Raw genomic sequence first — 17,278 nt, forward strand, 5'->3', positions numbered from 1 at the left:
CGTGACCCCACTCAGCGAGCTCGTGCGCTACGACGGCAAGCACGTCGTGGTCACCGGCTGCGCGTCGGGTATCGGAGCCGAGGTCACGCGGCAGGTGCGTGGCCTCGGGGCGCGGGTGACGGGCCTGGATGTCCGTGCGCCCGAACAGATGCCCGACACGTTCATCGAGCTGGACCTCGCCGATCCGGTGGCGGTCGACCGCGCGGCGGGCGCGGTCGACGGACCGGTGGACGCACTGTTCAACGTCGCGGGCGTGTCGTCGGGCATCGGTGACCCGCTGCTGGTGGTGCGGATCAATTTCCTCGGCACGCGACAGTTCACCGAGGCGATGGTCGACCGCGTTGCCCACGACGGGTCGATCACCATGGTGTCCTCGCTCGCGGCGTCGGCATACCGCGAAAACCGCTCAACCACAGCGGGGTTGCTGCACACCGCCTCGGTGGACGAGGGTCTGCGCTGGTGTGGCGAGCACCCCGAGGCGCTGGCCGATGGCGGCTACCGACTCTCCAAGGAGGCGACGATTCTCTACGTGATGTCCAAGGCCGTCGAACTCGGTGCCCGGGGTGTCCGGGTCAACTGCACCGCACCGGGCGTGACGGAGACGCCCATCCTCGACCAATTGCGGTCGGCATACGGGCAGCAGTATCTCGACTCGTTCACCACTCCGCTGGGCCGCAACTCCGAGGCCGGGGAGCAGGCTGCGGTGCTGCTGTTCCTGGGCAGCGCGGCCGCCAGTTACGTCACCGGCCAAGTGATCTGGGCCGACGGCGGAATCCTCGCCAAGCGCGAGGCCGACGTGATCGCCGCCGCCGACGCTACGCAGAGGAGCTGAGTGTGCCCGCAAGCATGAGCGAGTTCCGCCGCGTCGCCGATGACGTGCGCAATTGGGGCCGCTGGGGTGACGACGACGAGCTCGGAACGCTGAACTTCATCACCGCCGACAAGGTCGCCGGGGCCGCCGCACTGGTCAAGCAGGGCAAGGTGTTTGCGCTCGGCGGCGATTTCGGCTCCGGCGGCCCGCAGGGCGCCTTCCAGTTCCGGCAGAACCCGACCCACGTGATGACCGTCGACGGCGGTGACGCCAACACGCTGGCCGAGTATGGCCCGCAGTGGCTGCGCAACTCGGTGGCCAACCAGGTCAGCGCGTACTTCGCCGACAATCCGTTCCGGTTCAACGACGACATGATCGTGATGCCGTTGCAGGCCGCCACCCAGTGGGACGCGTTGTCGCACGTGTACTACGAGGACAAGCTCTACAACGGATTTCCCGCCGACTCGGTGACGAGTTTCGGTGCCTACCGCTGCGGCATCGACAAGGTGGACGGCAAGGGCATCACGAGCCGGGGTGTGCTGCTCGACGTGGTGCGTCACCGGGGAGCCGACGTATACCTGGAACCCGGAAAGCCCGTGACTCCGGGCGAACTCGACGAGGTGGCCGCCGCGCAAGGCGTCACGATCGGGTGCGGCGACATCGTGGTGGTGCACACCGGGTGGTGGACGCGCTTCCTGTCGACCGGCGACGGCACCGAACCCGGCTCCGGCCTGGACTGGACATGTGCGTCGTGGCTGCACGACCACGAGGTCGCGGCCGTCGCCGCCGACAACCTCATGGTCGAGGATCCCGATCCGGCCAACGGGGTGGAGGGAACGTTTCTGCCCATGCACATGCTGTGCCTGCGGGACATGGGGCTGATGTTCGGTGAATACTGGGACCTGACCGCGTTGGCGGCCGATTGCGCAACCGACGGCGTGTACGAATTCCAGCTCATCGCACCGCCCCTGCGCGTGATCGGCGCGGTCGGTTCACCGGTGAATCCCATTGCGATCAAATGAGGAGACCATGACGTCAACTGAGAAGGTTCCGTTCGTCGTCGGCCTCGGCGGCACACTGCGCGCCGATTCGTCGACCGAGCGCGCGGTCCGGTACTGCCTGTCGTCGGTCGAGCGTCAGGGTGGCACGACCCGCATGTTCGCCGGACCCGATCTCGATCTGCCGATGTACGCGCCACATTCGCTGGACCGCACCCCGGCGGCCCTCGAGTTGGTCAAGGCGCTGCGAGACGCCGACGCGGTGGTCGTGGGTTCGCCGGGCTACCACGGCGCGATCTCCGGGCTTGTGAAGAACGCACTCGACTACATCGAGGATCTTCGCGAGGATCCGCGCGTCTATCTCGACAACACACCGTGGGGCTGCATCAGTTGTGCGTACGGGTGGCAGGCCGCGGTGGGCACCCTGGGCCAGCTGCGCTCGATCGGACATGCGTTGCGGGCGTGGCCGACCCCGCTCGGGGTGGCGATCAACTCCGCGGACAAGATCTGGTCCGACACCGGTGAATTGGCGGACGGGCCGGTGCGCGACCAGCTCGACATGCTGGCCAACCAGGTGCTCACGTTCGCGCGGTCGAGCGGGGCGACCACGTGACGTACCGGCGTCACATCGTCGACATCGACGGCCTGGCGACCAGTTACCTGGAAGCCGGTGCCGGCGACACCGTGATCCTGTTGCACGGCGGTGAGTTCGGGGTGAACGCCGAACTCGGCTGGGAGCGCACCATCGACGCCCTGGCCGAGGACTACCGGGTGCTGGCGCCGGACATGCTGGGCTTCGGCGGCAGCGCCAAGGTCGTCGACTTCAACGACGGCCGGGGGATGCGGATCCGCCACATCGCCCGGTTCTGCGCCGAGCTGGACGTGGACACGGCACATTTCGTCGGCAACTCGATGGGCGCGATCAACCTGCTCGTCGACGCGACCTCGGACGCTCCCCGGCTTCCGGTGCGATCGCTCGTCGCGATCTGCGGTGGCGGCGAGATCCAGCGCAACGAGCACATGGCCGCCCTCTACGACTACGACGCGACGTTCGACGGGATGCGGCGCATCGTCGCGGCGTTGTTCGCCGACCCGGCGTATCCCGCCGACGACGAGTACGTGCGCAGGCGATACGAGTCGAGCATCGCACCGGGTGCGTGGGAAGCGTTGGCAGCAGCCCGCTTCCGCCGTCCCGGGCTGGATCCGCCGCCGGCCCCGTCGTCGGCCCGTGCCTACGAACGCATCGGTGTGCCGACGTTGATCGTGGAGGGCGCGTCCGACAAGCTGCTGCCCGCCGGCTGGGCCGCCGAGATCGCAGCGCAGATCACCGGTGCGCGATCAGCGGTCATCGAGAACGCGGGCCACTGCCCGCAGATCGAGCAGCCTCATGCCGTCAACGGCCTGCTGTCGGAATTCCTGGCCGGTCAACGCGCCCGCATCGCGCGATAGGCGGCCGGGCCGACGATCGCGGCCAGCCGCTCGGGTGTCCAATGGTCGGGGTCATTGAGCAACATGCGGATTGCCGACTCGCAGATCGCGAGGAACACCTCGGACAGCGGCGGTAGCACGACGTCGATGTCTTCGACCTGCCAGCGCTGCATCAGTGGGCGCATCACCGCGGCCACCTGTTCGCCGATCTGGGCCCGGCCACGCACGATCGCGGCGTCGAGCACCGGGTCGAGGTCAACGGTGAACATGATCTGCCACGCACTGGGACGCTCGCGGACCGTGGTGAGCAGCGCGCAGAACCCGTCGACGAACATCTGCTCAACCGAACCCGTGCGTTCCGGCGGGAGCATGGCGAGCAGATTCGCCAGCGTGACCTCGGTTTCGCGCTCCAGCAGCGCGGCGAGCAGTTCGCCACGCCCGCCGTAGCACGCGTAGACGACCGGCCGCGTGACACCCAGCCGTGCTGCCACCGCACCCATGGTCACGTTGGCGACGCCGTCGCTCGCGGCGATCTCGAGCGCGGCGTCGAGTACTTGCGGGCGGCGACGATCCGGCCCGAGGTGCTCGGCGCGGGTGCGTTTGGCGGTCTCGGTGGTCAGGGTGATCCTCAGGTCAGGTGGACATCGGCTATGACCAGCACCGGCCAGGCCACTATCTCTCCGAGGATAGAGAAGAACCGGTCCAGGCCGGTGAGCCTTTCCAGATGCTCGTGCCGGCCGAACGCCCAGACCACCCCGACCGCCAGGTACGGCACCGCCAGCGTCGTGGCCACATAGGTGAGCTGGCGGACACTGAGGTGGTGGTCGAGAACCCTGCGCAGCAGCGACATCACCCGATCGCACCCAGGATGGGCTCGGATTCGATGAGGCCCTGCTCGCTTGGCGGCCGCCCCTCGCCGAACACCCGGGCCAGCTGCCGCTCCCGGAATTCGAGGTGGGCCTGGGCGGGAATCTTGTAGCCGTACTGCTGCTGGGCTTCGCGTGGCGTCAGGGTGACACGGCAGTGCGGCGGGATCTCGCGCAGCACCCGCGTGCCGATGGGCAGTGTTGCCGGGGAGATCAGCCGCAGCAGGATCAGCTGAAGCCGCGTGCTCATCGAGATGACCGTGAATGCCGCACTCATCGGCGGTACGATCGCGGCGTCCAGCAGCCGGGAAGTGCTCAGCCCACCCATCTTTCGCATCCAGCGCGGCATCGTCGACAACGTCGCGCGGCGCAGCATCGCCGTGATCACCAGGGTGGCCGGCCGGAGCAGGAGGGGCATCTGCGGCAACATCACGTCCGCACGCAGCAGATGGCGCATGGCCTTCTGGGCGATGTCGGAGCCGATGAGCTGCGGGCGCATCTGCTCGAAGTACTCCCGGACACCCTCGCGAGTGCGGGGCACGTCGGCCGGGTCGAAAGTCTGCAGCTCGGCGGCACGTGCGCACTCGGCCCAGTACCGCTCTTCTTCCTCGGGCGAAAGCCTTCCGGGACCGAACTTCTCGTACGCGCACAGGATCGAATGCCATGCCGTCAGGTGGATCCACAGCTGTGAGGCCGGATTGTTGGCGTCGTAGGCCTGTCCGGTCACCGGATCGGTGCCGACGGCCTTCGAGTGGATCTTCACCAGCACGTCGGCGGCCTGCGTCGTCGAGACGCCGTCGTCGAAGGCGACCATGGCGAAGTAGCGCAACGTGCGGTCATATCGAGTTCGGGGTCGTTGGTAGATGCCCTGGGTCCGGTCGACCGCGGCGACGAGCGCGGGGTCGAGTTCCTCGATGACGACGGCGCGCTGGAAGCCGATCGACAGTGAGGTCGGGTAGCTCCAGACCTTCCAGGTCACCGAGCCCGGCCCGAAGAACCCGTAGTCCTCGGCGGGTTCTGCGGTGGGTAGTGACAGCCAGTCGAACCTGCCGGCAAACGCGCTCAATGCCCTATCGCGGAACTTTCTCATGTTTCCCCCATTTCCTACACGGTGTAGGAATTCTGACCCCGGCTCGTGCCCGGCGTCAAGAGGCAAGAGGGCCAATCTTTCTCGGTTAAATCAGTCGCTTGACTGAACTCCTTCGAGGGGGTTGAGTCGAAGCGTCGCCCCCGGTGCGGCCGATGAGAAAGGGCTTGCGGCCTACATGAGCAATGAACTGGCAGGAAAAGTCGCGGTGATCACCGGCGGTTCGGCCGGCCTGGGTGAAGGCCTCGTGCGGAGGTTCGTCGCCGAGGGGGCCGCGGTGTTGATCGGTGACGTCGAAAAGGACCGGGGCGCGGCCCTCGTCGAGGAGCTGGGCGGTGACACGGCGTTCCTGCCGACCGACGTATCGGATCCCGAACAGGTCACCGCGCTCGTAGACGCCGCGGTCGAAAGATTCGGCGGCCTGCACGTCATGGTGAACAATGCCGGCATCTCCGGCACGATGCATCGTCGCTTCCTCGATGACGACCTCGCCGATTTTCATCGGGTCATGGGAGTCAACGTGCTCGGTGTGATGGCGGGTACCCGCGATGCCGCACGGCACATGGCCGAACACGGCGGGGGCTCGATCCTCAATCTCACCTCGATCGGCGGAATCCAGGCCGGCGGGGGAGTGATGACGTATCGCGCGTCCAAGGCCGCCGTCATACAGTTCACCAAGTCTGCGGCGATCGAACTCGCGCACTACGAGATCCGGGTCAACGCGATCGCCCCCGGCAACATCCGGACCGCGATCGTCGCCAAATCGGCCTCTGCGGAAGACCGGCAACGCCTCGAGGAGTTCGAGGAAGGGATTCGCGCCCAGATGCGCAATGATCGCCCGCTCAAACGCGAAGGGACGGTCGAGGATGTGGCGGAGGCGGCGCTGTATTTCGCCACCGACCGCTCGCGCTACGTCACCGGAACAGTGCTGCCGATCGACGGGGGCACCGTTGCGGGCAAGGTTCTCGTCCGGAAAGAGAAGCCCGCGCGCTGACCGGGTGAGACTGCGTCCACGGTCGCGATCCGCGCATCGGAGCGACCCTCGACGCAGTCTCGACGAGAAACCGGCCAAGCGCGCATCTCACTTAAATCAGTCGCTTGACTTAAAGGGTGTGACACGGTTCACTGGAACGGTGACGACAGCCAGCCGGATGGCTCGGGCCGACCGGGCCAGCAGTACCCAGGAGGCGATTCTCAAGGCGGCGGAACGGCTCTACGCCGAGCACGGCGTATTCGCGGTGTCCAACCGGCAGGTCAGCGAGGCGGCCGGGCAGGGCAACAACGCCGCGGTGGGCTACCACTTCGGCACCAAGACCGATCTGGTGCGCGCGATCGAACACAAACATCGCGGACCCATAGAGTTTCTGCGCGAACGGATGGTCGACACCATCGGTGACTCGGCCGACTTGCGGGACTGGGTCAGCTGCCTAGTCCAGCCACTGACCGATCACCTTGCCGCACTGGGGAATCCGACGTGGTACGCGCGGTTCGCCGCGCAGGTGATGACCGACCCGGCGTATCACAACATCGTGGTCCGCGACGCGCTCAGCTCGCCGTCGCTGGTGCAGGTCATCGACGGGATGAACAACTGCCTGCCGGATCTGCCCGCCGAGATCCGCGCCGAACGCAACATCATGGCCCGAAATTTGTTGATGCACAGCTGCGCCGACCGGGAACGTGCGCTGGCCCAAGGCTCGAGCGTGCCGAGGGCATCGTGGCAGGGCGCGGCCTCCGGCCTGATCGACGCGATCGTCGGTCTCTGGTTGGCGCCCGTCACCGAACAAGGCGATCTGCCATGAAAGTCACCGTCGACCAGGAAAAGTGCGTCTCGTCCGGGCAATGCGTGCTCAATGCCGGCGACCTGTTCGACCAGCGTGACGAGGACGGCGTCGTGGTGCTGCTCGACGACAGCCCCGGGCCCGACCAAGCCGACAACGCCCGTCGCGCCGCGGCGGCCTGCCCAGCCCTGGCCATAGACATCGAGGAATGAACGACACGATGACCGAAACGCTGACACACACCGAGATCCCCGACTACCCGATGGAGCGCGACGCGCGGTGCCCGTTCGCGCCGCCGCAGCCGATGCTCGGTAACCCCAAAGGCCTGTTCCGCGTGCGGATCTGGAACGGCGACACCCCGTGGCTCATCACCGGACACGAAGAGGCCCGCACGCTGTTCTCCGACTCCAGGGTCAGCGTCGACGACCGTCGCTCGGGATTCCCGCACTGGAACGAACACATGCTCGCCACGGTCGACAAACGGCCGCGTTCGGTGTTCACCTCAGATGCCGAGGAGCACACCCGGTTCCGCCGGATGCTGTCCAAGCCGTTCACCTTCCGCCGCGTCGAAGGATTGCGGCCGGCCATCCAGAAGATCACCGACGACTGCATCGACGAGATTCTGGCCGGACCGCAACCGGCCGACATCGTCGCGAAGCTGGCACTCCCGGTGCCGACGGTGGTGATCAGCGAAATGCTCGGCGTACCTTACGCGGACCACGAGTTCTTCCAGGAGCACGCCAATGCCGGCCTGGCCCGCTATGCGGCAGCCGACGCCATGCAAAAAGGCGCGATGAGCCTGCATCAATATCTGATCGATCTCGTCGAGGAAAAGCAGGCCAACCCCGCCGAGGACGCGGTCTCCGATCTGGCCGAGCGCGTGACCGCCGGGGAGATCAGCGTCAAGGAAGCCGCACAGCTCGGCACCGGACTGTTGATCGCCGGGCACGAGACGACGGCCAACATGATCGGCATCGGCGTGCTGGCACTGCTGGAAAATCCCGAGCAGACCGACTTCTTGCGCAACGCCGAGGATCCCAAGGTGATCGCCAACGCGGTCGAGGAGCTGATGCGTTACCTGTCGATCATCCAGACCGGGCAGCGTCGGGTCGCGATCGAGGACATCGAGATCGGCGGTGAGACCATCCGTGCCGGCGAGGGCATCATCATCGACCTGGCACCGGCCAACTGGGACGCCAAGGCCTACCCCGAGCCCGACAAGCTCGACCTGAGCCGCGACGCCGGCCAGCAACTGGGCTTCGGCTACGGACGCCACCAGTGTGTCGGGCAGCAACTCGCCCGGGCCGAACTGCAGATCGTCTTTCACACGCTGCTGCGCCGCATCCCGACCCTGCGGCTGGCCATTCCACTCGAAGACGTGCCGTTCAAGCATGACCGGCTCGCCTACGGCGTATACGAACTTCCCGTGACCTGGTGATCCACAACGACTTTCAGCCCTGACCGCCGAATGGAGATTTGACATGTCCACCGCGACACAGACCCTCTACCCACCCGAAGGCTTCGGCGCCCCGAAGAACCGCCGCGGCCATGCGACCGGTGACCTCGGGCTACCCGAAGGCACCGAGATCTTCTCAGCCGACAACCACATCTCGGTGGCCGACGACATCTTCTACGATCGCTTCCCCGAGGAACTCAAGGGCGCCGCGCCACGGATCTGGTACGAGGACGGCGCCTACATGGTCGGCATGAAGGGCAAGGCCTGGACCGGAGGCGATTTCGGCCGGGTGCTGATGCAGTACGACGACCTGGCAGGCGCCGCGTCGAACAACATCGAGGCCCGCATCCGCGAACTCAAAGAGGATGGCATAGACAAGGAACTGGCGTTCCCCAACGCGGTGCTGGCCCTGTTCCACTACCCCGACAAGGGGCTGCGGGAGCGGGTGTTCCGTATCTACAACGAGCACATCGCCGCCCTGCAGGAACAGTCCGGCGGGCATTTCTACGGTGTCGGGCTGATCAACTGGTGGGACCCCAAGGGCGCGCGCAGCACGCTCGACGAACTGAAATCGCTGGGCCTCAAGACGTTCCTGCTCCCGCTCAACCCGGGTAAGGACGACGACGGCAACATCTACGACTACGGCAGCACCGCGATGGACGCCGTCTGGGACGAGATCGAGGCGTCGGGCATCCCGGTCAGCCACCACATCGGCGAGACGCCGCCCAAGACCCCGTGCGAGAACAACAGCGTCGTGGTCGGCATGATGGTCAATGTCGACTCGTTCCGCGAGCAGTTCGCCAAGTATGTCTTCTCCGGCATCCTCGATCGTCATCCCAAGCTCAAGATCGGCTGGTTCGAGGGCGGAATCGCCTGGGTGCCAACGGCTTTGCAGGACGCCGAACACATGCTCGCGTCCTACCGGCACATGTTCAACCACGAACTCCAGCACGATGTCCGGCACTACTGGGACAGGCACATGGCGGCCTCGTTCATGGTCGACCCGCTCGGGTTACGGCTGATCGACGACATCGGCGTCGACAACGTGATGTGGTCCAGCGACTATCCCCACAACGAGAGCACGTTCGGGTATTCGGAGAAGTCCCTGGCCACCGTGGTGGACGCGGTCGGTGCGGAGAACGCCGTCAAGATCGTCAGCACGAATGTGCAGAAGTTCCTGGGGGTTCTGTGACGACGTCGACTCAGTCTGGCGTCACCCAGATCGCCCGGACCGGGTTCACCTGGCTCGACATCCCCGACGAGCCCGACTTCGCCCGGATGCGCCGGGAGGTCGGTGCGCGCCTGCGCGCCGCAATGGCCGACCAGGGCGTTGACGCGCTGGTGCTGCTCGGCAACGGCAGCGTCATGTACGCGACGGGTATCAGCTGGCCGCTGGCGGACGCGGGGCTGTCACACGTCGAGCGGCCGGTCGCGGTCGTGCTTGCCGACGATGAGCACCCGCACCTGTTCCTGCCGTTCCGGGAGGGTGCGGCAATGGAATCGGGCCTGCCCGACGATCACCTGCACGGGCCGGTCTATCTCGAATTCGACGAGGGTGTGGCCGAATTCGCGAAGATCCTCGCCGGGCTCATCCCGGCCGGTGCGACGATCGCGACCGACGAGTTGACCGGCGCGATGCGCCGCGCAGGCAGCGCATTGTTTCCCAGCGCGCCGGTGGACGCGGCCCCGGTGGTCGGTGCGGCGAAGCTCGTCAAGACGATCGACCAGATCGCCTGCGTGCGGCGGGCGTGTCAGATCACCGAACACGCCGTCGCCGAGATCCAGAAATCTCTGGCACCCGGTGTGCGCCAGATCGACCTGTCCGCCGAATTCGTCCGGCACGCGTTCGAACTCGGCGCCACGACCAACATGTTCGACTCGATCTGGCAGGTCATGCCGGCGTCGCGAGCCGAGGGCGCCTGGACCACCACCGGTGACCTCGCGCTGCCGCTGCTGACGACCGAGCGTGAACTGCAGCAGGGCGACGTGCTGTGGACCGATGTGTCCATCGCGTACCACGGCTACTGCTCCGATCACGGGCGCACATGGATCGTCGGCCAGGACCCGACGGCAGCTCAACAGGAGCAGTTTGACAAGTGGCGCCGGATCGTCGACGCGGTGCTCTCGGTGACCCGGGCCGGCGCCACGTGCGGTGACCTCGGGCGGGCGGCGACCGCGGCCGCCGGCGGACAGAAGCCGTGGTTGCCCCATTTCTACCTCGGCCACGGTATCGGCACGAGCGCGGCCGAAATGCCGATGATCGGAACGGACCTCGGCCAGGAGTGGGATGACAACTTCGTCTTTCCGGCAGGCATGTTGTTGGTGTTCGAGCCCGTGGTGTGGGAGGACGGCACCGGCGGCTACCGCGGCGAGGAGATCGTGGTCGTCACCGACACCGGCTGGATGCCGCTGACCGCGTATCCGTACGACCCCTACGAGGTGTCCAGTGGGAACTGATATCGAGGCCGACGGCCGGGCCTTGCGGGTGAGTCGCCGGGAGCGCGCCATCGCACAGATGGAGGTGTACGACCTCGACGTGCTGGTACTGGGCCGGCAGGCCAACGTGCGTTACATCTCCGGTGCGCCGCAGTTGTGGGTCGTGGGCACCCGGCCGTTCGGGCCGATCTGCACGTTCGTGCGCGCCACCGGTGAGATCCACCTCAACAGCACATGGGACGAGGGCATACCCGAGGAGATTCCGCACGAGAATCTCTATGGGCTGGCCTGGAACCCGATGACGCTGATCGGTGTATTGCAGAACATCAAGGGCACCGACACCGCATGCCGCGTCGGAACCGACGCGCTGACACCGACTTTCGCCAAGCTGCTGCCGATGGCCTTTCCGCAGGCCGAACTCGTCGACGGCGAACAGGCCATGCGCGACGCCCGTCGGATCAAGACACCGGAAGAAGTCGAGGCCCTGCGGCGCGCGCTGCGCGTTGCCGAGGAGGGTTTGGCCAAGGCGTCGGCCGAACTGACCGATGGCACCACCGAGCAGTCGTTGGCCGGCGCCCTTCTGGAGGCCGAGGCCGCCGGTGGCGTGAGTACTCCGGCGACCCAGGACGCGGCGTGGGTGACCTCGAAGGAGCATCCATGGCGCCGCGCGGACGGCGACGGCACGGTACGTGACGGTGATTTGGTGGCGTTGTCGGCCGGTGTGCTGGCCGACGGGTATGTCGGCGAGGTCGCCCGCACGCACTACGTCGGTGAGCCGACGGACGCGGTGCGTGCGCTGTACGGGCGCCGAGATGATCTGTGGGACAGGCTGCTCGACGTCTGCCGACCCGGCACTACGACGAGTGCGCTGCTGGATGCCTACCAGCAGGCCGGTGAGAGACTGCCGGCCATGCCGGTCGCCCACGGTCTCGGCCTCGGCTTCGATCCTCCGGTGGTGTCGCCGGATCTGCGGGTCACCGCCGAGCGCGATGCGCTCGAAGACGGCATGGTGCTCGCGTTGACCGCATACGTGTGGGAGCCGGGCGTCGGTGCGGTGTTCACCCGCGACGCCGTGGTGATCGGCAGCGACGGTCCCCAGGTCCTGACCCACACCCCGTCGGTCAGCGGCGCCGCCGCCCTCGGCTGACCGCACGCCGGTCCGTCCACGAATTCGTCACTGCTGCAAAGGAGCCCGTTGATGGCGGATCGCCCGAAGCCGGAAGAGATCATCCTCTACGACAAGGATCCCAAGACCAAGATCGCCACCATCACGTTCAACCGGCCGGAATTCCTCAACGCGCCGACATCGATGGCGCGGCTGCGCTATGCCGACGTGCTGCGCGCGGCCAATGCCGACAACGACGTCAAGGTGGTGATCATCCGCGGCGTCGGCGACAACCTGGGCAGCGGTGCCGACCTGCCGGAATTCATGGAGGGCAACGACAATCCGGCAGTGCGGTTGGCGGAGCTGCGGCTGGAGGACGAGGGCGTCGGTGAGGTGACCTACCCACCGAAGGGCACGTTCCGCAACGGAGCCACCATCAGCGCCTGGTACGCCAACTCGCAGGCCGGTAACCGGGCCCTGCAGGACTTCAAGAAGATCAGCATCGTCGAGGCCAAGGGATACTGCTACGGCTGGCACTTCTACCAGTGTGCCGACGCAGATCTGGTGATCTCGTCCGACGATGCCCTGTTCGGGCATCCGTCGTTCCGTTATCACGGCTGGGGCCCGCGCATGTGGACGTGGGTCCAGATGATGGGGCTGCGCAAGTTCCAGGAGATGGTGTTCACCGGCCGGCCGTTCACCGCCGCGGAGATGTACGACTGCAACTTCCTGAACAAGGTGGTACCTCGGGATCAGCTGGAAGCCGAGACGGAGAAGTATGCCCGGGCGTGTGCCCGAAACCGTCCGGTTGACACCGTCTTTCAGCAGAAGCTGTTCTTCGAGGTGTTCAAGCAACACCAGGGCGAGTACATGGGCAGCCTGCTGAGCGCCTTCTTCGAGTCGATGGGCAACGGGGTGGCCAATGACGGTGACGACGACCTCGACATGTTCGAGGCGATCGACAGCGGGTTGTCCGGCGCGGTCAACGACAACGACAGCAAGTTCCCGCCGGATTTCCGCTTGAGCAAGAAGAATCGCAACAAACCCGAATAGGCACATGAGCTCACCACTGACCGGCTACACCGTCATCGACCTGACGAGCGGGATCGCCGGGGCGTACGCCATCAGGATCCTCACCGACGGCGGCGCCGACGTCGTCAAAGTCGAATCACCCGAGGGCGATCCGCTACGCCGGTGGTCGGCATCGGGCGCGGCGTTCGACGGCGACAGCGCGCTGTTCGGCTTCCTGGCCGGTGGCACCCGCAGTGTGGTGGTCGAGCCCGACGATTTCGCATTCCTAGACCGTCTCGTCGCGTCGGCCGATGCCGTCCTGTGGTCCCCGGAATCCACGGTCGCACAGCGGGTGGCACCGGAGGATCTCCACCGTCGCCACCCGCACCTGATCGTCACGACCATCACGCCGTTCGGGCTGGACGGGCCGTGGAGCGACAAACCGGCGACCGAGTTCACCCTGCAGGCCTGGTCCGGTGGCGCGATCGGGATCGGCCGCGGCAGCCAGGACCGGGCGCCGGTGTCGATCGGCGGTCAGGTGGGGGACTGGCTCGCGGGTGCTTACGCGGCCGCGATGACGCTGGCCTTCCGCGCGCGGGCCCAGCGCGACGGGCACGGCGAGCTCATCGACCTGTCGAAGCTGGAAGCCCAGATCCTCGGCTTGACCTACTATCCGGTCACCTATTTCGAAATGCTGGGCCGGCCCTGGCGCACCGAACGGCGGCCCACCGTGCCCGGTGTCGCGCAGGCCGCCGACGGTCTGGTCGCGCTCGGTTGCGGGACGGCGCAGCAGTGGTGGGATCTGTGCGCGATGTCGGGCCACGACGAGTGGATCGACGAGACCACCGAGCTCACCATCACCGAACAGGCGAACCTGCACGCCGAGGAGTTGTACGAGTGGCTGCGCGACCAGAAGGTCGACGACGTCCGCGACCTCGCCTCGGCGTTTCGGATCCCGAATTCGCCCGTCGGCAATGGCGAGAACGTCGCGACGATGGATCATTTCGTCGAACGCGGTGCGTTCGTGCGCCATCCGGACGGGTTTCTGCAACCCGCGCACCCGTATCGGCTGAGCGGGGTCGCGCTGACCCCGCCCATGGCGGCCCCTCGCCTGGGTGAGCACACCGCCGAGGTACGTGCACAGGGGTTGTCGCCGCGGTCGGTGCCCGACCGGGCCCCGGACCGTGACCGTCTCCCGTTCAGCGGCCTGCGGGTGCTCGACATGACGACGTTCTGGGCAGGCCCATCCTGCACGCACCTGCTGGGCATGCTCGGTGCCGACGTGATCCACCTGGAATCGACGGCCCGGCCCGACGGTACGCGGCTGATCGCCGGAATCCCGGCCAGTGAGGAACAGTGGTGGGAGCGTTCGCCGATATTCAGTGCGCTCAACACCAACAAGAAGGGCCTCACCCTCGACTTCCAGACCGAGCAGGGGCGAGACGTGTTGCGGCGCCTGATCGCCCGGTCAGACGTGGTGGTGGAGAATTTCACGCCGCGGGTCATCGACCAGATCGGGCTGGACTTCGAATCCGTGCGCGCATTGCGTGACGACATCGTCATGCTGCGCATGCCCGGTTTCGGGCTGGACGGGCCGTGGCGCGACAATCCGGCATTCGCCTACATCATCGAGGATGCGTCCGGCCTGAGCTGGCTCACCGGCTTTCCCGACCGGACACCGTTCGAACCCTATTCGGTCGGCGACCCGAACGCGGGCATCCACGCGTTCAACGCGCTGATGCTCGCGCTTGAGCATCGGCGGCGCACGGGCGAGGGGGTCCTCATCGAAGCGGCGATGGTGGACGCCGCCCTCAATATCGCCGCCGAGCAGGTCATCGAGTACACGGCGTACGGCTCGCTGCTGCAGCGCGATGGCAATCGCGGGCCCGCGGCCGCGCCTCAGAACCTCTACCAGACAGCCGATATCGACGAGTTCGACCGCGCCGACAGCTGGATCGCGATCGCGGTGAGCACCGATGCGCAGTGGGAGGCTCTGCGCGAGGCACTCGGGCGCCCGGACTGGGCGGCCGATCCCCGACTGGCCACCGCCGCGGGCCGCCGCGCCCGTCACGATCTGATCGACGAGAAGCTGGCTGCCTGGTGTCTGCCGCGGCGCGGCGACGACATCGTCGACACGCTGTGGGCCGCCGGTGTTCCGGTCGCTAAAGTGATGCAGCCACATCGACAACTGGAGTTGGCGCAGTTGCGACATCGTCGATTCTTCGAACACGTCGGGCACCCGCTGAACCTCGCCGCTCCGCACAGCACCGTGCCCGTGCGACTCGCGAACGGACCGCGGGAATTCCACCGGGCCCCGGCGCCGCTGCTGGGCGAGCACAACCACGAGATCCTCACGGCGCTGGGCATGACGGGCGATCAGATCGCCGCGCTGATCGACGATGGGGTCATCGGAACCGAGCCGGGTGTGCGTGGACGCCGTAAAGCCGCCCGCTGACGCGAATTACCGCTAGCCTCAAACATTGTGGCCATCAATCCTGCTGACATCCTCCTCACCGGACAGGTCGCCGTCGTCACCGGTGGCGGGGCCGGGATCGGACGCGGTATCGCGGCAGGGCTCACGGCCTTCGGTGCGACGGTGGCGATCTGGGAACGCGACCCCGAAACGTGCGCATCGGCAGCAGAAGTCGTCGACGGACTGGGGATCGTCACCGATGTCCGTGACTCCGAACAGGTCGACGCCGCACTGGCCCGCACCGAGACCGAACTGGGCCCGGTCAGCATCCTGGTGAACAATGCCGGCGGTGTGTTCGCGTCCCCGCTGCTCGAAACCAGCGAGAACGGGTGGGATGCGTTGTACAAGAGCAACCTGCGCCACGTGCTCCTGTGCACGCAGCGGGTCGCCAGGAAGCTGGTCGCTGCCGAAAAGCCCGGCAGCGTCATCAATCTCACGTCGATCGAGGGCGTGCGGGCCGCGCCGGGTTATGCCTCGTATGCCGCCGCCAAGGCCGGCGTCATCAATTACACGCAGACCGCTGCATTCGAGCTGGCGCCCCACAACATCCGCGTCAATGCGTTGGCGCCGGACCTCACGGTCACCGAGGGTCTGCTGCGGTTGTCGCCTCCTGGCTTGCCGCCCGGCATCGCCGACGGCATCCCGATGGGACGCCCCGGACATGTCGATGAAATCGCCGGGGCGGCAGTCTTTCTGGCCTCGGGGATGTCGAGCTACATCACCGGACAGACCATTCACGTCGACGGCGGCACACGGGCTGCGGGCGGCTGGTATCACCACCCGCAGACCGGTGCCCCCACGTTAGGTCCGGGCTAGGGATCCGGGCCTATTTGAGGCAGCTACCCGCATCTACCGGCAGCGTCACACCGGTGATGTAGCGCGCCTCGTCGGAGGCCAGGAAAAGCACCGCGTTGCTGATGTCGACCGCCTCGACCCACGGGATGGGCAGGGTGTGGAACATCTGGCAGATCGGCGCCATGTCGTCCGGACCCGGATTCTCCAGATCGGGCCGGAACATCTTGAAGGTGCCTTCGTTGTGCAACATCGGCGTGGCCACGTGCGTGGGGTGCACCGTGTTGACGCGGATGTTGTGCTGGCCGAGCTCGACTGCGAAGCCGCGCATCAGGCCGACGACACCATGCTTGGCCGCCACGTAGTTGCCGCAGTGCGGGTAGGCCTTGAGACCGCCGACCGAACTCGTCAGCACGATCGAGCCGCCACGGCCGCCGGCGATCAGATGGGGCACACCGGCTTTCACCGACTTCCAGACACCTGACAGGTTGATGTCGATCATCTCGTCCCAGTCCAGCTGGCTGGTCTCGTGCAGGACATCGCCGCCGTTACCGATACCCGCGTTGGCCACGATGATGTCGAGGCGGCCGAGTTGTTCGACACCGCTGTCGACGGCGGCTTTGACGGCGTCGGCGTCGCGCACGTCGACCTCGGCGGTGACGACGCGGCGGTTGAGCCCCTTGATCAGGTTCGCGGTCTCGGCCAGATCATCGGAGGTCGACGCCGGGATGGCGGTCTCCACCCCGGGCCGCACCGGGCCGCAGATGTCGAGCGCGATGATGTCGGCGCCCTCCTGGGCCAGCCGCACCGCGTGGCTGCGGCCCTGCCCGCGGGCCGCGCCAGTGACGAAAGCGACCTTGCCTTCCACCCGTCCAGACATTGGTTACCTCAGTTCTGTGCTCGTGAATTGATGCGTCATCGGCGATAATCTGTGCACCTGCTCAGCACTCTGTCACCGGCTTACCCATTGTGTCAACGACAGACTCGTTTCGGGCAATTTCTACTCTCCGTCTAGAAGAATCAGGTTCTCGCGAGGT

Annotated in this window: 18 protein-coding genes; 14 read left to right on the forward strand and 4 right to left on the reverse strand. The window is 66.6% G+C overall.

Going from position 1 to position 17,278, the window contains the following annotated elements; translation table 11 throughout:
- Position 1: 1 nt before the first annotated feature.
- The 4 genes from ACOI2T_RS10915 to ACOI2T_RS10930 are packed head-to-tail and all read left to right on the forward strand — an operon-like array spanning position 2 to position 3,258.
- The gene (locus ACOI2T_RS10915; RefSeq protein ID WP_409501220.1) at positions 2-832 is read left to right on the forward strand and encodes a coniferyl-alcohol dehydrogenase; all 831 of its coding nucleotides are present in this window, start codon (positions 2-4) and stop codon (positions 830-832) included.
- Between the two features lie 14 nt (positions 833-846).
- On the forward strand, positions 847-1,833 hold the full coding sequence (locus ACOI2T_RS10920) for a cyclase family protein (protein ID WP_409501872.1): 987 nt from the start codon (positions 847-849) through the stop codon (positions 1,831-1,833).
- 7 nt (positions 1,834-1,840) lie between these two features.
- Entirely contained in the window at positions 1,841-2,422 is a 582-nt protein-coding gene (locus ACOI2T_RS10925) for an NADPH-dependent FMN reductase (RefSeq protein ID WP_409501221.1), read from the forward strand.
- On the forward strand, positions 2,419-3,258 hold the full coding sequence (locus ACOI2T_RS10930; protein WP_409501222.1) for an alpha/beta fold hydrolase: 840 nt from the start codon (positions 2,419-2,421) through the stop codon (positions 3,256-3,258). The genes ACOI2T_RS10925 and ACOI2T_RS10930 overlap by 4 nt, the downstream gene beginning before the upstream one ends.
- Here the strand turns inward: ACOI2T_RS10930 and ACOI2T_RS10935 are convergent.
- From ACOI2T_RS10935 to ACOI2T_RS10945, 3 genes are all read right to left on the reverse strand, one after another.
- Entirely contained in the window at positions 3,234-3,737 is a 504-nt protein-coding gene (locus tag ACOI2T_RS10935; RefSeq protein ID WP_234816775.1) for a TetR/AcrR family transcriptional regulator, read from the reverse strand. The genes ACOI2T_RS10930 and ACOI2T_RS10935 overlap by 25 nt on opposite strands.
- A 128-nt stretch (positions 3,738-3,865) precedes the next feature.
- Positions 3,866-4,087, reverse strand: a complete 222-nt coding sequence (locus tag ACOI2T_RS10940; protein ID WP_409501874.1) for a hypothetical protein — start codon at positions 4,085-4,087, stop codon at positions 3,866-3,868.
- A complete protein-coding gene (locus tag ACOI2T_RS10945) occupies positions 4,087-5,193 on the reverse strand; it encodes an oxygenase MpaB family protein (protein ID WP_409501223.1) in 1,107 nt (368 codons plus the stop codon). The genes ACOI2T_RS10940 and ACOI2T_RS10945 overlap by 1 nt, the downstream gene beginning before the upstream one ends.
- Before the next feature lie 175 nt (positions 5,194-5,368).
- On the opposite strand from ACOI2T_RS10945, the gene ACOI2T_RS10950 reads away from it, so the two are divergent.
- From ACOI2T_RS10950 to ACOI2T_RS10995, 10 genes are all read left to right on the forward strand, one after another.
- Positions 5,369-6,184, forward strand: coding sequence for an SDR family NAD(P)-dependent oxidoreductase (locus tag ACOI2T_RS10950; protein ID WP_085143788.1), 816 nt, complete (start codon positions 5,369-5,371; stop codon positions 6,182-6,184).
- A gap of 157 nt (positions 6,185-6,341) precedes the next feature.
- Positions 6,342-6,989 (forward strand): TetR/AcrR family transcriptional regulator, encoded by a 648-nt coding sequence (locus tag ACOI2T_RS10955; protein ID WP_409501875.1) that lies wholly within the window; start codon positions 6,342-6,344, stop codon positions 6,987-6,989.
- Positions 6,986-7,180 (forward strand): ferredoxin, encoded by a 195-nt coding sequence (locus tag ACOI2T_RS10960; RefSeq protein WP_409501224.1) that lies wholly within the window; start codon positions 6,986-6,988, stop codon positions 7,178-7,180. Before ACOI2T_RS10955 ends, ACOI2T_RS10960 begins: the two co-directional genes overlap by 4 nt.
- Positions 7,181-7,188: 8 nt before the next feature.
- Entirely contained in the window at positions 7,189-8,406 is a 1,218-nt protein-coding gene (locus tag ACOI2T_RS10965; RefSeq protein WP_409501225.1) for a cytochrome P450, read from the forward strand.
- A gap of 43 nt (positions 8,407-8,449) precedes the next feature.
- Positions 8,450-9,616, forward strand: a complete 1,167-nt coding sequence (locus ACOI2T_RS10970) for an amidohydrolase family protein (protein WP_085143785.1) — start codon at positions 8,450-8,452, stop codon at positions 9,614-9,616.
- Positions 9,613-10,881, forward strand: a complete 1,269-nt coding sequence (locus tag ACOI2T_RS10975; RefSeq protein WP_409501226.1) for a M24 family metallopeptidase — start codon at positions 9,613-9,615, stop codon at positions 10,879-10,881. The genes ACOI2T_RS10970 and ACOI2T_RS10975 overlap by 4 nt, the downstream gene beginning before the upstream one ends.
- A complete protein-coding gene (locus ACOI2T_RS10980) occupies positions 10,871-12,007 on the forward strand; it encodes a M24 family metallopeptidase (RefSeq protein ID WP_409501227.1) in 1,137 nt (378 codons plus the stop codon). The genes ACOI2T_RS10975 and ACOI2T_RS10980 overlap by 11 nt, the downstream gene beginning before the upstream one ends.
- A gap of 51 nt (positions 12,008-12,058) precedes the next feature.
- Positions 12,059-13,018 (forward strand): enoyl-CoA hydratase/isomerase family protein, encoded by a 960-nt coding sequence (locus tag ACOI2T_RS10985; protein WP_409501228.1) that lies wholly within the window; start codon positions 12,059-12,061, stop codon positions 13,016-13,018.
- A 4-nt stretch (positions 13,019-13,022) separates the two neighbouring features.
- On the forward strand, positions 13,023-15,431 hold the full coding sequence (locus ACOI2T_RS10990) for a CaiB/BaiF CoA transferase family protein (RefSeq protein ID WP_409501229.1): 2,409 nt from the start codon (positions 13,023-13,025) through the stop codon (positions 15,429-15,431).
- Positions 15,432-15,458: 27 nt separating this feature from the next.
- On the forward strand, positions 15,459-16,265 hold the full coding sequence (locus ACOI2T_RS10995; RefSeq protein ID WP_409501230.1) for an SDR family NAD(P)-dependent oxidoreductase: 807 nt from the start codon (positions 15,459-15,461) through the stop codon (positions 16,263-16,265).
- 10 nt (positions 16,266-16,275) lie between these two features.
- Here ACOI2T_RS10995 and ACOI2T_RS11000 read toward each other — a convergent pair whose 3' ends face one another.
- Positions 16,276-17,121 carry a mycofactocin-coupled SDR family oxidoreductase gene (locus tag ACOI2T_RS11000; RefSeq protein ID WP_085143779.1) on the reverse strand — a complete coding sequence of 282 codons (846 nt, stop codon included), beginning with the start codon at positions 17,119-17,121 and terminating at the stop codon, positions 16,276-16,278.
- Positions 17,122-17,278 lie beyond the last annotated feature (157 nt).

This window comes from Mycolicibacterium wolinskyi str. Jessa 2025, from assembly GCF_049241375.1.
In the GTDB taxonomy this organism is placed as follows: Bacteria; Actinomycetota; Actinomycetes; order Mycobacteriales; family Mycobacteriaceae; genus Mycobacterium; species Mycobacterium wolinskyi.

Coding starts and splice junctions, on each gene's coding strand:
- ACOI2T_RS10920 (WP_409501872.1), top strand. CDS start 847: ATGAGCGAGTTCCGCCGCGTCGCCGATGACGTGCGCAATTGGGGCCGC.
- ACOI2T_RS10925 (WP_409501221.1), top strand. CDS start 1,841: ATGACGTCAACTGAGAAGGTTCCGTTCGTCGTCGGCCTCGGCGGCACA.
- ACOI2T_RS10935 (WP_234816775.1), bottom strand. CDS start 3,737: ATGGGTGCGGTGGCAGCACGGCTGGGTGTCACGCGGCCGGTCGTCTAC.
- ACOI2T_RS10940 (WP_409501874.1), bottom strand. CDS start 4,087: ATGTCGCTGCTGCGCAGGGTTCTCGACCACCACCTCAGTGTCCGCCAG.
- ACOI2T_RS10945 (WP_409501223.1), bottom strand. CDS start 5,193: ATGAGAAAGTTCCGCGATAGGGCATTGAGCGCGTTTGCCGGCAGGTTC.
- ACOI2T_RS10950 (WP_085143788.1), top strand. CDS start 5,369: ATGAGCAATGAACTGGCAGGAAAAGTCGCGGTGATCACCGGCGGTTCG.
- ACOI2T_RS10955 (WP_409501875.1), top strand. CDS start 6,342: ATGGCTCGGGCCGACCGGGCCAGCAGTACCCAGGAGGCGATTCTCAAG.
- ACOI2T_RS10960 (WP_409501224.1), top strand. CDS start 6,986: ATGAAAGTCACCGTCGACCAGGAAAAGTGCGTCTCGTCCGGGCAATGC.
- ACOI2T_RS10965 (WP_409501225.1), top strand. CDS start 7,189: ATGACCGAAACGCTGACACACACCGAGATCCCCGACTACCCGATGGAG.
- ACOI2T_RS10970 (WP_085143785.1), top strand. CDS start 8,450: ATGTCCACCGCGACACAGACCCTCTACCCACCCGAAGGCTTCGGCGCC.
- ACOI2T_RS10985 (WP_409501228.1), top strand. CDS start 12,059: ATGGCGGATCGCCCGAAGCCGGAAGAGATCATCCTCTACGACAAGGAT.
- ACOI2T_RS10990 (WP_409501229.1), top strand. CDS start 13,023: ATGAGCTCACCACTGACCGGCTACACCGTCATCGACCTGACGAGCGGG.
- ACOI2T_RS11000 (WP_085143779.1), bottom strand. CDS start 17,121: ATGTCTGGACGGGTGGAAGGCAAGGTCGCTTTCGTCACTGGCGCGGCC.